We start from the raw sequence: 16,480 nt of genomic DNA on the forward strand, positions 1-16,480 counted from the left end.
TGGCTTTACTCCTTCACTAACTGATTAACTAGCTCAATCACCTTATGCACTTCCTCTGGCGACAGCGCACCCTCTTGGGCATATCTCACCACACCGCCCTTATCTAGCACGATAATCGCCGAACTTTTGCTTTCGAGCCTCCAGGCTTTCAACACTGCGCCGTTGCTGTCGACCACAATTTGCGACCATGGAAACTCTTTCTTGCCGCTTTCGATGCTGCTGCGCACAAACATGCCGGTGCCCATAATCGCATCATCGGTGTTAATGATAGTGGTGGTCTGGTAGCGGTCACGCGGCAGATTATCCTGACGGATAGCGTCGATAAGCGAGGCGTTCATCGCCTTGGCGCTGGTCCTTCCCGCCATATGCTGCACGATGCGCACCTTGCCCGGCAGTTTGGCGCTGTTCCAGTTGCTGTAGCTGAACTCGCCGTTGCTGTAGATAAGTTCTCCTTTATCTTCAACGCCAACGGCTGGAACACGGCTCCCTATCTCTAAAATGTGGGCTGACGCCATAAATGGCGCAAACAGGCAGGCTATAATTAACAAACGATTAACAATCATGTGTTCTCCTGAGAAAGGTCAGGTCACGGAAAGGCTTAAGCATAGGATTGTTTGAAGTGGTCTGTCCTGTTGGAATGTCAACAATGTGCTGTCCTTAGCAGAAATTTGGATTTTGTCTGATAGTCTCGGGCTGTAATATAGGTAAAACTTAATGTGCTGTCATATTCGGTACATATTGAAGGGATATACTGCACAGCGTTTTGAAAGAGAACTTCAGTATCGTCAACCTGTGTAAAAGTAGTGAATTAGACTGGTTGGATGGGAACTGAATGCTATCTTTTAGGTCTATTCAGTGTAATAGCAGTAGGACTCGGACGATGTTTAAACAATTACCCGTCCGGGAAGAGAGATACTTAAAGGGAGGAAAGTGAAAAAAAATGAGGATTTTCCAGCGTTATAACCCACTGATTGTGGCGAAATACGTGAAAACGTTGTTCAGAGGCCGTCTGTATATCAAAGACGTCGGGGCTTTTGAGTTTGACCAAGGCAAGATCCTGTTGCCAAAAATTCGCGACAAGCGCCACTTCAGCGTGATGTCTGAGGTGAACAAGCAGGTTAATCATCTGCAGCTCGAAGCGTAAACGCTAATACAGCTTTCTATGGAATAGAGCATTTATGCTAAATAGCTTTTACGTTGAATAAAAAAGGCCGCAATTAAATCGCGGCCTTTTTTATTGGGCGTGGTCGAAGGTTGCTGATAATGCAAACAACCTCCGCCAATATTATGCTGGTGAATCTTCGGCAGTTTTCGGCAGCAGAGAAGCGACCGGTTTATCGCTAATGCGCGTGACCAGCAACTGATCGATTTTATAACTGTCAATATCAACCACTTCAAACTTGAAGCCGGAGAATTTCACAAAGTCGGTGCGCTTAGGAATTTTACGCAGCATAAACATCATGAAGCCGCCGATGGTTTCATAGTTGCCGGACTGCGGGAAGTCTTCGATATGCAGCACGCGCATCACGTCTTCGATTGGCGTACCGCCCTCGATAAGCCATGAGTTCTCGTCACGGGCAACAATCTGCTCTTCCATACCCTGACCTACCAGGTCACCCATCAGGGTGGTCATCACGTCGTTAAGGGTGATGATGCCGACCACCAGCGCGTACTCGTTAAGAATAACTGCGAAGTCTTCACCTGCCGTTTTAAAGCTTTCCAGTGCTTCGGACAGCGTCAGGGTGTCGGGGACAATCAGCGCTGAACGAATCTGCACGCCGCTGCTCAGCATCAAGCTCTGATTACCCAGTACGCGGTTCAGCAGGTCTTTTGAGTCGACATAGCCGACTACCTGGTCGATTTGTCCGTCACAGACCAGGAATTTGGAGTGCGGATGAGTGGATATTTTGTCCTTGATGCTCTCTTCGCTTTCGCGCAGGTCAAAGTAAATCACGCTTTCACGCGAGGTCATCGACGACGGTACGGTACGTGATTCAAGCTCAAATACGTTTTCAATCAGCTCGTGTTCCTGCTTACGCAGTACACCGGCCAGCGCACCGGCTTCCACCACGGCATAGATATCGTCCGAGGTAATGTCGTCATTACGCACGGTAGGCAGCTTGAACAGACGGAAGATAAGGTTTGCCAGGCCGTTGAAGAACCAGACCATTGGTCGGCACACGAGCAGGCAGAAACGCATCGGGTTGACTATCCGAACGGCAACAATCTCGGGTGAAATCATACCGATGCGCTTCGGAGTCAAGTCAGCAAACAGAATAAACAGGCTGGTGACCAACACGAAGGAACAGATGAAGCTGACCTGATCGGCGAGCTCGGGAGACAGGAATTTACCAAAAAATACCTGAAATGCCGGGGAGAATGCGGCGTCACCGACGATACCACCGAGGATGGCGACGGCGTTAAGTCCAATTTGTACTACGGTAAAGAACAGGCCGGGGGTTTCTTGTAGTTTAAGTACGCGAGCGGCGTTGATGTTTCCTTCATCTGCTAAAAGTTTAAGTTTGATTTTGCGTGAAGCGGCCAGCGATATCTCCGATAAGGAGAAGAATGCACTGATCGCGATGAGTAAAAGAATCAGTAAAATACTGTTTAACATAATCTATCCGTTTAACACCGGCATTAAGGCCGACAGGGAAAGGTAATCCGTTTGGTTTTTGTTAATAGAAAAATCACTTTAAGGTGATAAAAGCCAAGATAACAGCAAGAAACGTAATTACCGGGCCGCGAATGCAGCCCGGATAGTATAGCAGTGGCAATGATGTAATCGCCACTGCTGAATCTATAGGCGTTTTAAGGGGTCAACTGCGGAGGAAGGCAAACGCCGATGCCGCCTAGCCCACAGTAGCCTTCGGGATTCTTGAACAGGTACTGCTGGTGGTCGTCTTCCGCATAGTAGAAGGGCAGCGCTTCGCTTATCTCGGTGGTGATATGGCGTACATCTCCAGAGGCCCGCATGGCGTCCTGAAAACGCGCAAAGCTGGCCTGTGCGGCGTCTTGCTGCTCCTTGCTGAGGACATACAGGGCAGAGCGGTACTGCGTGCCGATGTCGCCGCCCTGACGCATCCCTTGCGCCGGGTCGTGGTTTTCCCAGAAGGTTTGCAGCAGTTGTTCATAGCTCACGATCGACGGGTCGAAGACCACGCGTACCCCTTCTGCATGGCCGGTGAGGCCGCTGCACACTTCGCGGTAGGTCGGATTTGGCGTAAAACCACCCGAGTAGCCGGCGGCCGTGCTGTAGACGCCGTCCAACTGCCAAAAAAGGCGTTCGACGCCCCAGAAGCAGCCCATCGCAAAAATGGCGACGTTCATGTTGTCAGGCACGTGGGTCATCGAATGGCCGTTAACCGCGTGAAGTGTCGCGACCGGCATCGGGGTAGTGCGGCCAGGCAGCGCTTCTTCTTTGCTAATTGCCTGTGTTTTATCGGAGAGTTGAACCACGGAAAGACTCCACTAATATTATTCAATCAGGTTTGTTGGTTGTATCTGCAACTGACTTTGCACACAATAGCACCTTATGCACATCGTATAATTGCAACGATTTCGATAGATATTTTACCAGGATAATGAAACATAGCAGGAGAGCTTGTGCCACGATACCGTGAACTTTGTTTGTTAGCCGTACTGCTGGCACCCCCGTTATCCTACGCTGCGAAAGTGCGGCTTCAGTTGGAAGGACTGAGTGGGGATCTCGAAAAAAACGTACGCGTGCGCCTTTCTTCCATTGGGAGTGATGAGGTGTCTGCCGACGGGCGTTTTCGCGCAAGAGTCAGCGATGCGATAAAGCTTGGGCTGCGTCCTTTGGGCTATTATCAGCCCACCATCGACTTCAACTTTGTCCAGACGCCACCGCCGGGTCGTCCGGTTCTGATTGCCAAGGTATCCGCAGGCACGCCGGTTAAAATCGCCGGCACCCAGGTGGTTATCGAAGGGCAGGCGAAAGACGATACCGAATTTGAAGCACTTAAGAAGACCAAAGTGCCGGCTAACGGTACCATCCTCAATCACGGCACCTACGACGGCTTCAAAAGTGCGCTGAGCGGCCTCGCGCTGCGTAAAGGCTATTTTGACGCCAACATGCGTAAAAGCCAGCTTGGCGTGATTGAAGACAAGTATCAGGCCTTTTGGGACATTGATTTCGACAGCGGACAGCGCTATCGCTTCGGTAAGGTGATATTCAACGGTTCGCAGATCCGCGAAGATTATCTGCAAAACGTGGTGCCCTTTCATCAGGGCGACTATTACAGTTCCGCGCAGCTCGCCGAGCTGAACCGTCGTTTGGCCGCCACCGGCTGGTTTAACTCGGTGGTGGTGTCTCCCGAATTCGACAGTAAAGAGGTGAAAGCCAGCAAGACGCTGCCGCTGAACGCAGTGGTGACGCCGCGCACGCGTAATACCCTTGAATTGGGGGGCGGTTATGCGACCGACGTCGGCCCACGCGTGAAGGCCAACTGGAAGAAACCCTGGCTGAACGACCGTGGGCAGAGCCTTGAGAGTTCGATCAGCCTTTCTGCACCAGAGCAGACCTTGGATCTCACCTATAAGATCCCACTGCTTAAAGATCCGCTTCAGCAGTATTACACCCTCGGTGGCGGCTTTAAGCGTATCGATCTCAACGACACCAAGTCTGACTCAAGCACCGCCACCGTAGCGCGCTACTGGGACAGCAACAGTGGCTGGCAACGTTCCGTCAACCTGCGCTGGAGTCTTGACCACTTTACCCAGGGTACTGTTACCGATACCACCATGCTTATCTATCCGGGCGTCACGCTCAGCCGTACCCGCTCACGCGGTGGCCTGATGCCAACCTGGGGTGATTCGCAGCGCTACTCTCTCGACGTTTCCGATACCGCCTGGGGCTCTGATATCGACTTTGCGATTATTCAGGCGCAAAACGTCTGGATCCGTATGTTAGGCGACCGAAACCGTTTCGTGTTTAGGGGCAACGTTGGCTGGATTGAGACTAACGATTTCGAGAAAGTGCCGCCGTCGCTGCGCTTCTTTGCCGGGGGCGATCGCAGCATTCGCGGCTATAAATATGAGTCCATCTCGCCGAGAGACAGCGACGACAAGCTGACGGGGGCCTCTAAAATGGCGACCGGCTCGGTGGAATACCAGTATAACGTCACCGGAAAATGGTGGGGTGCGGTGTTCGTCGACAGCGGTGAAGCGGTCAATGACATCTCCAAAAGCGATTTCAAAACCGGGGCCGGTGTGGGCGTGCGCTGGGCGTCACCTATTGGCCCGGTTAAGTTGGATATCGCGACGCCAGTAGGCAATCCAACCAATCATGACGTGCAATTTTACATCGGCCTGGGTCCAGAATTATGAGTTTGTTTAAAAAGATCTGCCTGGCATTTCTGATTATTTTACTGCTGCTGATGGGTGCCGTTGCGTTTCTGGTCGGCACCCAAACCGGCTTGCATCTGGTGCTCAACGGCGCGCAGCGCTTTGTGCCGGGATTATCCATCGCCAACGTTGACGGTGGCTGGCGGAGTCTGACGCTGAAAGGTGTGGAATATAAAATGCCGGGCGTCGACGTGAAGGCCGGCGAGTTCCACCTGTCGGTCGACTTGTCGTGCTTGCGTCACAGCCAGCTTTGCATCAATGCCGTGCGGGCGCAGGACGTCAGCGTGGTGGTAAAAACCAACGAGATGACGCCGTCAACGAAGACGGAGCCCGAGTCCAGCGAGCCGCTGACCAACCTCAGCACGCCTTATCCCATCAGGCTACGTCTACTCACGCTTAACAACGTCAGCGTCGCTATTGACGACGAGACGGTATCGCTAGCCGAATTTCGCACCGGTATCGAGTGGAAAGGCCGTGCGCTAACGATGCTGCCAACCCAGATCAACGGTTTGCTGGTGGCGTTGCCAAAGACGCCACAGCATCCGCTGCCGCCGGTGGTGCAGGAAGCGACGGACAAGGCTGTCGCCAAGGTGAGTGAAAAGGTCACCGGCAAACCGGCAGAAGCGCCGAAGCCTGCCACGCCGGAGCCACCGATTGGCGATACGCTGAAGGCGATATTTGACAAGCCGCTGTTACCGAATCTGCCGGACTTTACACTGCCGCTGGACCTGACAATCCAGCAGATTACCGGCGAAAACCTGCGTCTGACCGGCGATACCGACCTGCTGGTCAATCGTCTGTTGTTGAAAGTTACCACTGAAAATCAGCGGGTTAGACTGGATAAACTCGAGGTGCGTTCACCGCAGGGATCCATAGATGGTATCGGTCAGGCTGAATTGACCGACAGCTGGCCGGTGAATATGACCGTCAATACCGCAGTGAACATCGACCCGCTGAAAGGTGAGAAGGTGAAACTGACCGTGGGGGGTGAGCTGCGTAAGCAACTGAAGGTCGGTGTGAATCTCTCTGGGCCGGTGCGTGCTCAGTTGGCGCTGCAAACCGAACTGGCGGAGGTGGGACTGCCTCTGGACCTCACCCTGCAAAGTGAGGCCCTACAATGGCCGCTGACCGGTACCCCGCAGTATCAGATAAAAGGCTTCAATATGAAGTTCAGCGGCAAGGCGACCGACTATGCGCTGTCGCTGCGGTCGAGCTTCACCGGCGAGCAGCTGCCCCCGGCATCGTTAACGCTCGACGGCACCGGTAACCTTGAGCAGTTCAAGCTCAAGCTGATGCACCTGGCGGCCCTACAGGGCAATACCGACCTCAGCGGCGTGGTTGACTGGAGCAAGGCGGTGAGCTGGAACACACAGCTGACGCTAAGCAATATCGACACCGCGAAACAATGGCCAGAGTGGCCAGCCAGGTTGGCCGGTAAAATTGCCATGCGCGGCAGTCTCTATGGCGGGACGTGGCAGTTGCAGGTACCGACGCTGGAGCTGGACGGCAACGTTAAAAAGAATCTGGTCAAGGCGCGCGGTAATCTGCGCGGTAATAGCTACGGCCAGTGGGATATTCCACAGCTTCATCTTGAGCTGGGCCGCAACAATCTCGATGTTAAAGGTAAACTCGCCGACAAATGGGCGCTGGATGCCAACATCGATGCGCCACATCTTGACGGCGCGCTGCCGGGGCTCGGCGGCGTAGTTAAAGGCCTGGTGCAGGTACGTGGTGACCTCAAGGCACCTCAGCTGCTGGCCGACCTGACAGCCAGCAATGTACGCTGGCAGGCGATGAGCGTGAACCGGGTGAGCATCAAGGGCAATGTGACCTCGAGCGACCAGATTCAGGGCACGCTGGCGGTGAAGGTTCAGCAGCTGAAGCAGGATGCGCTGGACATCAGCGACATCACGTTGGATGCCAAGGGCAATGAGAAGCAGCATCAGCTCAACCTGAATATTTCCGGTAAGCCGGTCGGGGGACATCTGGCCGTGAACGGCAGCTTCGACCGCAAGACACAGCAATGGAAGGGCAACATCAGCAATACGTTGTTCAATACCCCGGTAGGTGACTGGCGTCTGACGCGGCCGATTGCGCTGACCTATTTCAACACCGAACAGCGCGTCACCGTTGGCCCCCACTGCTGGCAGAACCCGAACGCCGACGTCTGCGTGCCGACTACCCTCGACGCGGGCACCAGCGGACAGGCCAGCATTGTCCTCAATCGTTTCGATTTGGCGATGCTCAAACCTTTCCTGACCGATGATACCCAGCTTGCAGGACAGTTTAGCGGCAAGGCTAACGTCGCGTGGAAAGCGCAGGGGGGATTGCCGCAGGCGAGTGTGTCACTGGTGGGTAAAGGCGTTAAGGTACAGCAGCTGGTGCAGGGTAACCCTCTGCCGGTTGCCTTTGATACGCTCAACGTAAACGCCGGGCTGCAAAACGGTCGTGCGAATCTTGACTGGATGATCAAGATTGCCAACAACGGGCAGCTTGACGGTAATCTTCAAATCGCGGACCCGATGGGCCGACGTAATCTGAGCGGCAACGTCAACCTGACCCGTATCTCGATGGCACTGCTTCAGCCGGCGCTGATGGACGGCGAGAAGGCCTCGGGGATCCTTAACGCCAATCTGCGCGTGGGGGGGAACGCTCAAAAACCGCAGGTCTATGGCAAACTCGCGCTGACTAATGTCGATATCGATGCGCAATTCATGCCGTTTGACATCACCAATGCTAATCTTAATATCAACTTTAACGGTATGTCCTCGCTGCTCGACGGTGTGATTCAGACCCCGCACGGTCAGTTGGCGTTAAACGGCAATGCGGACTGGAATGACCCCAATAACTGGCGTGCGCGCATCGCTGCGAAGGGAGATAAGGTGAGGGTATCGGTTCCACCGATGGTTCGGCTTGATGTCTCGCCTGATCTAGTGTTTGATGCTACACCGCAGGCGTTTTCGTTGAACGGTAGGGTTGATATTCCCTGGGCACGTATCACGGTTCAGGAACTTCCGCAGAGCGCGGTTGGGGTATCGTCCGATGAGGTTATGCTAAACGATCAGCGTCAGCCGATCGCACCAGCGTCGACCTCGATACCTATCAACACTAACCTTGTGGTGAACATCGGAGATGATGTTCGACTTGATGCCTTTGGTCTTAAGGCTCGTCTGAAAGGCGCGCTCAAGGTCGTACAGGACAAACGTGGGTTGGGATTAAACGGCCAGATTGATATCCCTTCAGGCCGGTTCCATGCCTACGGACAAGATTTAATCGTCAGAAAAGGCCAACTGCTGTTCTCAGGCCCTGCTGACCAGCCGCTGCTCAACATCGAGGCTATCCGTAATCCGGATTCCACCGAGAATGACGTGGTGGCAGGCGTGCGGGTGACCGGTGATGCAGATGCGCCTAAGCTGGAGGTTTTCTCTGACCCGACCATGTCGCAGCAGGAAGCGCTGTCCTATTTGTTACGTGGACAGGGGCTGGACAGTTCGGGGGCCGACAGCAGCGCCATGACCTCAATGCTTATCGGCATGGGGGTTGCACAAAGTGGCAAACTTGTGGGTAAAATCGGTGAGGCATTTGGCGTCAGTAATCTGTCGCTTGATACGCAAGGCGTTGGGGACAGCTCTCAGGTAGTGGTCAGTGGTTATGTCCTCCCTGGGCTGCAGGTTAAATACGGGGTGGGTATTTTTGACTCGCTGGCGACCCTGACTCTGCGCTATCGTTTGATGCCTAAATTGTATCTGGAAGCGGTGTCTGGCATCGACCAGGCATTAGATTTGCTCTATCAGTTTGAGTTTTAACCATGCGAATAATTGTCTACGGCAGTTTACGACGCAAGCAAGGTAATAGTCACTGGATGACAAACGCTCAGTGGTTGGGTGACCACGAGCTTGACGGCTATGCCCTGTATGATCTGGGGCACTATCCGGCAGCAATCCCCGGAGAAGGGAAGATCTACTGCGAAGTTTACCGCATCAACTCATCCATCATGGCTGAGCTTGACGAACTGAAAAGTAACACAAAAGATTACCGTCGAGAGCTAATCTCTACGCCGTACGGCAGTGCCTGGATCTACCTGTATATTCGTTCTCTGGAAGGCATGGAACGTATTGAGGGTGGGGATTGGGTCAAACGTGCGGAAGAAGAGAAGTGAGAATAAAATAAAGGTCGTCTGAGTCAGTAAAAAAACACCGCCCAATGGGCGGTGTTTTTTTTGCGATAAAACAAAACAGGCGCAGGCCTTATTTCGCTTTAGCACGCTCGAATGAGGACACAATCTCAGCTTTCGCTGCTTCTGCGTTATCCCAGCCGTCAACTTTAACCCATTTGCCTTTCTCCAGCGCTTTGTATTGCTCGAAGAAGTGGGTGATTTGGCCACGCAGCAGCTCTGGCAGGTCGTTCACATCTTTAATGTGATCGTATTCTTTGCTCAGCTTGGTGTGTGGAACCGCAACAACTTTCGCATCTTCGCCAGATTCGTCAGTCATTTTCAGAACGCCAACCGGACGGCAGCGGATTACTGAACCAGGCTGCAGTGGGTATGGGGTTGGAACCAGAACGTCAACCGGGTCACCGTCAAGAGACAGGGTATGGTTGATGTAACCGTAGTTGCACGGGTAGAACATTGCGGTTGACATGAAACGGTCAACAAAAAGTGCACCGGTATCTTTGTCTACTTCATATTTGATTGGGTCGGCATTGGCCGGAATTTCGATAACAACATAGATATCTTCTGGCATATCTTTGCCAGCCGGTACATTAATTAAGCTCATTGTTGGTTTCCTTTATTGAACCAGAAATGGAATGCCGGACATTATAGCCAACTCCGACAGGAATTCCTGCCTTTTCCTGGACCGTTTTTTCCTAAAATGAAGCGGGGTGGCGCGATGCCACCCCAGAATTTGGGTACTAAAAGTAAGTTAGCAAACAGCCCTGTAGGGGTTTTTATTCGTCAGGGAACTGTTTGATAAAACGTTCGGCGTCTTCGACCATATCGCTGTTGCCAACGAAGAACGGTGCGCGTTCGTGCAGTTTGGTCGGAACGATATCCAGAATACGGCCTTTACCGTCGCTGGCTTTGCCGCCTGCCTGCTCCGCGAGGAAGGCCATAGGGTTACACTCATATAGCAGACGCAGCTTGCCCTGAGGGTGACTCGCGGTGCTTGGATAAATGTAAATGCCGCCTTTCAGCAGGTTGCGGTGGAAGTCTGCCGCCAGTGAGCCGATGTAACGTGAAGTGTAAGGGCGACCGGACGCTTCGTCCTGCTCCTGACAGTACTTGATGTACTTTTTCACACCACGTGGGAATTTGATGTAGTTGCCTTCATTAATGGAGTACATGTAGCCCTTTTGCGGGAACATGACTTTCTCGTGAGAGAGGCAGAATACGCCCAGAGAAGGGTCATAGGTAAAAGCATGAACGCCTGCACCCGTGGTGTAAACCAGCATGGTTGAAGAACCATAAACCACATAACCTGCAGCAACCTGCTGGCTGCCCGGTTGCAGGAAATCTGCTTCGGTAACCGGCTGACCTAGAGGAGAAGTACGGCGATAAATCGAGAAAATGGTGCCGACAGACACGTTAACGTCGATGTTTGATGAGCCATCGAGTGGGTCCATCAGAATGACATATTTGGCATTATTGGCGCGTTCGCCTTCGAAGATAACAATTTCGTCTTCTTCTTCCGACGCAATACCGGCAATCTCGCCGCGCGCCTTCATGGCTGCCTTAAGCTTTTCGTTCGCGTACAGGTCAAGTTTCATCTGAACTTCGCCCTGAACGTTTTCAACGCCGCTGGTACCGAGAATGTCTACCAGACCTGCCTTGTTGATATCCCTATGAATAATCTTAGCACCAAGTTTAATTGCCGAGAGCAGCGCAGTAAGCTCGCCTGTGGCATGTGGAAAATCTTGCTGCTTTTCAACAATAAATTCGCCTAACGTTTTCATGATACGTTCCCTGAATCCTAGGATGAGTAACGGATTTATAAAAAATCTTTTACAGAAGCGAATGCAGTTTAGCCCAAATATATGGACGGATCATAGGCAAATCCATTTCTTCTGGAGGAATCTGAGCGTTAGAATAGCCACTGACTTAAGAGCAATAATGGAAAATTTATGCGCATTCATATTCTTGGGATTTGCGGCACGTTTATGGGCGGACTGGCTATGCTGGCCCGCGCACAGGGACATCAGGTGACTGGATCGGACGATAATGTCTATCCGCCGATGAGTACGTTATTGGAAAGTCAGGGGATTGAGCTGATTCAGGGCTACTCGCCGACTCAGCTGGATCCCAAGCCCGATCTGGTGGTTATCGGTAATGCCATGACGCGTGGCAATCCCTGCGTTGAGGCGGTTCTGGAGCAGGGTATTCCCTACGTTTCGGGCCCACAGTGGCTGCATGATCACGTGCTGCCAGGGCGCTGGGTGATTGCCGTTGCCGGTACCCACGGCAAGACCACCACATCGGGCATGGTTACCTGGATTCTGGAAGCCTGCGGCTATGAGCCGGGCTTTGTGATTGGTGGCGTACCAGGAAACTTTGACGTTTCTGCACGTCTAGGTAATAGCCCGTTCATCGTGCTTGAAGCCGACGAATACGACTGTGCGTTCTTCGACAAGCGTTCTAAATTCGTGCATTACAGCCCACGCACGCTGGTGCTTAACAATCTCGAATTTGACCATGCTGACATCTTTGACGACCTGAAAGCGATTCAGAAACAGTTCCACCATCTGGTGCGACTGGTGCCGGGACAGGGGAAAATTATTCTGCCTGAACATGACACTCCGCTGAAGCAGGTGATGGCGATGGGCTGCTGGAGCGAGCAGGAGCACACTGGCGAAGGCTGCACCTGGAATGCGAAGAAAACCACGCCGGATGCCAGCAAGTTCCAGGTTTACCTCAACGGAGAAGTGGCCGGTGAAGTGTCGTGGTCGCTGGTGGGTGAGCACAATATGCATAATGCCCTGATGGCGATTGCCGCGGCGCGCCACGTGGGCGTTACGCCAGCCGACGCCTGCAAGGCATTAGGCAGCTTCATCAACGCGCGTCGCCGCCTGGAGCTGCGCGGTGAAGCCCACGGTGTGACTGTCTATGACGATTTCGCGCATCATCCTACGGCCATCCTCGCCACGCTGGCTGCCCTGCGCAGCAAAGTCGGCGGCACCGCGCGCATTCTTGCCGTGCTGGAGCCGCGCTCCAACACCATGAAGATGGGAATGAGTAAAAATGAGCTGGCGCCTTCACTGGGACGTGCCGATGAAGTCTTCCTGCTGCAGCCGCACAATATTCCTTGGCAGGTCGCAGAAGTTGCTGAGCGCTGCGTTCAGCCTGCGCATTGGCATGCTGACGTTGACGCGCTGGTTGAGATGATTGCCAAAACCGCACAGCCGGGCGATCACATTCTGGTGATGAGCAACGGCGGTTTCGGTGGGATCCACGGCAAACTGTTAGCCGCGCTGGAACATAAAGCGCAGGAAGGCGGCAAGAAATAAGTTTTTGACCCTTAAAAAAAGCCCTCGCAAGCGAGGGCAAAAGGGTGTCGTCGGACAGGACGACGAGGGTTCGGTAAAGCAATAAAACGCAGTGATCGAGTAGGATCCGAATTCTTATTTATAGATCTCGGCGGTAGCGTGATAGTTACCCTCATTGCGTGCTTCAATTACGCGATAAGATGATGCACCGGCGCTGTCTGCTTTCTGTGACAGCTGTTGGCGAATATCACTTGGCACGCCATCAATACCGCTTACGGAGATGGTACCGATAGGTTGCAGATTTTCGGCCTGTTGATTATTAACCAACTGTGCAGCAGAAGAACCGAATGAAACAGCTGAAAGTAAACCCAGAGCGGCGATAGCAGTAATGATTTTCATGATAATTTCCTCAATTACCTTTGCGCATCCTTTCGCGTGCAGACAATGGCTGTGTGCAGGCTGAGCGCAGATTAATTAATGGATTCATCAGGACTGAAAAGGACATTATGCATTAACATCGTCGCGCGTTCCGTGCTAACAAAGTTTGCGAACAAAATGCATCAGTTTTTGCAGCGATAAATCCGGTTTATCGGCGGCATTTGAATTGATATTCAAATCTCGTCTTACGGAATTCGTGTTTTTCAGAGAACGCCAAACGCCAATAACCTTGGGCGATCTACTCACGAACTGTGATTCTCATCACGAAAATAATTATACGTCTAATAACGGCAAAAATTAATAGTTTGCTAATAGTATTTTATTGAGCAATAAGCCGCGTTACTGAATTTTTAATAACCGAAAAGAATAAAAAATGATGGTTTATTGTTCATTTCTTGTTAAAGATTTTACAAATCAATGAATTAGTATAAATGAGCTATCTGTGCGGTATTTATCAGGGGATCGTGCTGGCGAGGGTGCATTGGGGCGCACAAAATGTATATAAAGTTGAAGTGAATAGGGAAGTGTTTGGTGATAGGCGGGTCAGCAGCGCTACGTCTGCTGACCAGAAACGGGTTAAAGCTCTTGCTCAAACAGGCTGAGAATAGCGTCGTGAAGCTGTTTAACGGTAAACTTGCGCGCGGGTGTTATAAAGATGGTGTCGTCACCGGCGATAGTACCGAGAATACCTTCGGATTTGCCGAGTGAGTCAAGCAGGCGAGCGATGAGCTGAGCGGCACCCGGGCTGGTGCGAATTACTACCACAGCGTCGTTATAGTCGATATCCAGCACCAGGTTTTTCAGTGGACTGGTGGTGGTTGGCACACCAATCTCTGCTGGCAGACAATAGACCATTTCCATCTTGGCATTACGCGTTCTGACCGCGCCAAACTTGGTCAACATGCGAGAGACTTTGGATTGATTGATGTTTTCGAAGCCATCATCCTGTAGTGCGAGAACGATTTCACCCTGAGAGCTGAACTTCTCTTCCTTCAAGAGGGCCTTGAAAGCTTTGATTAAATCTTCCTGTTTGGCAGGATTACGCATTTTGCACCCATAGCATCACGATGTTAGTTTCGTTGATTATGCATAATTTTGCATTTTTATGCAATAAAACTCCCCTCAAATAATGAAGAAACAGTTAAAATTTAGGGATAAAGCTCATCCATCTGCCCAATACAAGAAATGGATATGCCGAATCTATGAATTTTTTAATTTTTAAACTTTAAAATAATATGGATAAAATTAATTTTTTTTTGATAATTAAACCGCATAGTTGTTTATTAATTTTTATCCTCGCATGATGCCCCCGCTTTATTTTTTATTCCTGAACTTTTTTATCTCAATGATAAGAAAACAAAACACCTCAATAAACCAAAATGATTTAACAATTTAATTTCTGCGCTACGTCGCAATCTCTAAATAGGTTGTTTGTTTTTAATACAGGTGTTTACTAAGGTTATTAAGTAAATGAATGCGCGGTGTTTTTTAACGTCATTTAAAAAGGAGTATAGGATGAAAGTTGCAGTCCTTGGTGCCGCAGGCGGTATCGGTCAGGCCCTCGCTCTACTACTCAAAACGCAATTGCCGTCAGGCTCTGAACTCTCTCTGTATGATATCGCACCCGTTACGCCGGGCGTGGCGGTCGATCTCAGCCATATCCCAACGGCAGTAAAAATTAAAGGATTTAGCGGCGAAGACGCACGCCCTGCGCTCGAAGGTGCGGAGGTGGTGCTGATTTCGGCCGGGGTAGCGCGTAAGCCCGGTATGGATCGTTCGGATCTCTTTAATGTAAACGCGGGTATTGTTCGAAACCTGGTACAGCAAATTGCCACCACCTGTCCAAGTGCTTGCATCGGTATTATCACCAATCCGGTGAATAGTACGGTTGCGATTGCCGCGGAAGTACTCAAAAAAGCAGGCGTGTACGACAAGAACAAACTGTTTGGTGTGACCACCCTTGATACGCTGCGGGCAAATACCTTTGTCGCAGAGTTGAAGGGCAAGTCACCAGAAGAGGTCGAGGTCTCGGTGATTGGTGGCCATTCGGGCGTCACTATTCTGCCTTTGCTTTCCCAAATCCCCGGCGTCAGTTTCTCGGACAGTGAGGTCGAAAGCTTGACCCGGCATATTCAGGACGCAGGCACCGAAGTCGTCGAAGCTAAAGCGGGTGGCGGCTCAGCTACGCTTTCCATGGGACAGGCGGCCGCGCGTTTAGGACTTTCACTGGTTAATGCTCTCCAGGGAAAATCCGGCGTGGTTGAATGCTCTTATGTCGAGGGGAACGGTGAATATGCGCGCTTCTTTGCACAGCCGGTATTGCTGGGCAAAAATGGTATTGCAGAATTTAAGGAGATCGGTCATTTAAGCGCATTCGAAAAGCAGGCGCTTGATGCCATGCTTTCCGTACTGCATAAAGATATCGAACTTGGGGAGCAGTTCGTCAACAAGTGATCATTTTGAAACCGTGTCTGAAAAATGCTCTCATCAAACACGGAATAATAACGCATTGATTAATAAGTTTGATGCCGTGATTTACCATAAGTTATTTACGAGAATAATATTACCTGCCTATCCTATTAATATTTTAAAACCTGCCGGGGATCCCTCCGGCGGTTTTATTGTTTAATCTTCAGCGGCTGTCTTGTTAGGACAATATACGTTAATCCCCCGCGAGGTCAGGCTTAGGCATCTGCTGAGTGTGTTTGCGCATTTTTCTTTCTATTAATTCATCGGTTTTTGGGTCGAAATAGCGACTTGGCCATATCTCTGAAGGATGTAGCTGCAAGGCATTAGCGATTATCCACTCTCCTTTTGGCCACGGTCGCGATAACGCGTTTGCCAACGTTGAAGAACTTAATCCGGCAGAGCGTGATAAAGCTGCCAGAGTGGTGCGTTGCTTATGCAGCGACGCGATAATATCCGCGTGATGCCAATCTTCTTTCCGTAAAAGCATAATTGCTCCCTTGTATTATGAGCTGGCACGTGATCGTTTAAGTCAATCGATTATTAACCTTTGCATTGAGAAACATATAAGAGCAAATTTCCGAGATGACTTCAAATTACTTTCTAAAAATTAATGATTATTTTTAATCATTAGTTGTACCTGTTATTTAAAGCCGCAATGCTATTTCATTGCCTGTCTCAACTATCTGTAATGGTTATATTTTATCGCAAATCGTCATGTTATTAG

14 protein-coding genes are annotated in these 16,480 nt (G+C 51.1%); 6 read left to right on the forward strand and 8 right to left on the reverse strand.

The annotated features are described in order from the left end of the window. Positions 1–5 precede the first annotated feature (5 nt). Complete coding sequence (locus BS640_RS12845) at positions 6–563, reverse strand: YtfJ family protein (protein WP_017492204.1); 558 nt, start codon at positions 561–563, stop codon at positions 6–8. 377 nt (positions 564–940) lie between these two features. Here BS640_RS12845 and BS640_RS12850 point away from each other — a divergent pair, with 377 nt between their 5' ends. Next, on the forward strand, positions 941–1,144 hold the full coding sequence (locus BS640_RS12850) for a DUF1107 domain-containing protein (RefSeq protein WP_017492205.1): 204 nt from the start codon (positions 941–943) through the stop codon (positions 1,142–1,144). A gap of 141 nt (positions 1,145–1,285) precedes the next feature. Here BS640_RS12850 and paeA read toward each other — a convergent pair whose 3' ends face one another. Continuing rightward, positions 1,286–2,617, reverse strand: coding sequence for a polyamine export protein PaeA (paeA, locus tag BS640_RS12855; protein WP_017492206.1), 1,332 nt, complete (start codon positions 2,615–2,617; stop codon positions 1,286–1,288). Between the two features lie 194 nt (positions 2,618–2,811). Continuing rightward, entirely contained in the window at positions 2,812–3,459 is a 648-nt protein-coding gene (gene msrA / locus BS640_RS12860; RefSeq protein ID WP_017492207.1) for a peptide-methionine (S)-S-oxide reductase MsrA, read from the reverse strand. 147 nt (positions 3,460–3,606) lie between these two features. Between msrA and tamA the strand changes: the two genes are divergently transcribed. From tamA to BS640_RS12875, 3 genes are read left to right on the forward strand one after another with little or no spacing between them, the layout of a single operon-like run. Further along, a complete protein-coding gene (tamA, locus tag BS640_RS12865) occupies positions 3,607–5,349 on the forward strand; it encodes an autotransporter assembly complex protein TamA (RefSeq protein WP_026110567.1) in 1,743 nt (580 codons plus the stop codon). Continuing rightward, on the forward strand, positions 5,346–9,173 hold the full coding sequence (gene tamB, locus BS640_RS12870) for an autotransporter assembly complex protein TamB (protein WP_084912693.1): 3,828 nt from the start codon (positions 5,346–5,348) through the stop codon (positions 9,171–9,173). Before tamA ends, tamB begins: the two co-directional genes overlap by 4 nt. A gap of 2 nt (positions 9,174–9,175) precedes the next feature. Continuing rightward, the gene (locus tag BS640_RS12875; RefSeq protein ID WP_026110568.1) at positions 9,176–9,526 is read left to right on the forward strand and encodes a gamma-glutamylcyclotransferase family protein; all 351 of its coding nucleotides are present in this window, start codon (positions 9,176–9,178) and stop codon (positions 9,524–9,526) included. 88 nt (positions 9,527–9,614) lie between these two features. On the opposite strand, the gene ppa is transcribed toward BS640_RS12875, so the two are convergent. Together ppa and fbp are read right to left on the reverse strand one after the other, a co-directional pair. Then, the gene (gene ppa, locus BS640_RS12880) at positions 9,615–10,145 is read right to left on the reverse strand and encodes an inorganic diphosphatase (protein ID WP_017492211.1); all 531 of its coding nucleotides are present in this window, start codon (positions 10,143–10,145) and stop codon (positions 9,615–9,617) included. Between the two features lie 172 nt (positions 10,146–10,317). Then, complete coding sequence (gene fbp, locus BS640_RS12885; protein WP_084912694.1) at positions 10,318–11,322, reverse strand: class 1 fructose-bisphosphatase; 1,005 nt, start codon at positions 11,320–11,322, stop codon at positions 10,318–10,320. Positions 11,323–11,490: 168 nt separating this feature from the next. On the opposite strand from fbp, the gene mpl reads away from it, so the two are divergent. Continuing rightward, positions 11,491–12,870 carry a UDP-N-acetylmuramate:L-alanyl-gamma-D-glutamyl-meso-diaminopimelate ligase gene (gene mpl, locus BS640_RS12890; protein WP_017494330.1) on the forward strand — a complete coding sequence of 460 codons (1,380 nt, stop codon included), beginning with the start codon at positions 11,491–11,493 and terminating at the stop codon, positions 12,868–12,870. Between the two features lie 114 nt (positions 12,871–12,984). Here mpl and yhcN read toward each other — a convergent pair whose 3' ends face one another. Continuing rightward, positions 12,985–13,248 carry a peroxide/acid stress response protein YhcN gene (gene yhcN, locus BS640_RS12895; protein WP_017494329.1) on the reverse strand — a complete coding sequence of 88 codons (264 nt, stop codon included), beginning with the start codon at positions 13,246–13,248 and terminating at the stop codon, positions 12,985–12,987. Between the two features lie 615 nt (positions 13,249–13,863). Next, positions 13,864–14,334, reverse strand: a complete 471-nt coding sequence (argR, locus tag BS640_RS12900) for a transcriptional regulator ArgR (RefSeq protein ID WP_017494328.1) — start codon at positions 14,332–14,334, stop codon at positions 13,864–13,866. A gap of 468 nt (positions 14,335–14,802) precedes the next feature. Here argR and mdh point away from each other — a divergent pair, with 468 nt between their 5' ends. After that, positions 14,803–15,741 (forward strand): malate dehydrogenase, encoded by a 939-nt coding sequence (mdh, locus tag BS640_RS12905; RefSeq protein WP_017494327.1) that lies wholly within the window; start codon positions 14,803–14,805, stop codon positions 15,739–15,741. A gap of 208 nt (positions 15,742–15,949) precedes the next feature. Here mdh and BS640_RS12910 read toward each other — a convergent pair whose 3' ends face one another. After that, positions 15,950–16,243, reverse strand: coding sequence for a helix-turn-helix domain-containing protein (locus BS640_RS12910; RefSeq protein ID WP_084912695.1), 294 nt, complete (start codon positions 16,241–16,243; stop codon positions 15,950–15,952). Positions 16,244–16,480: the final 237 nt, after the last annotated feature.

Source organism: Rouxiella badensis (assembly GCF_002093665.1).
GTDB classification, from domain to species: domain Bacteria; phylum Pseudomonadota; class Gammaproteobacteria; order Enterobacterales; family Enterobacteriaceae; genus Rouxiella; species Rouxiella badensis.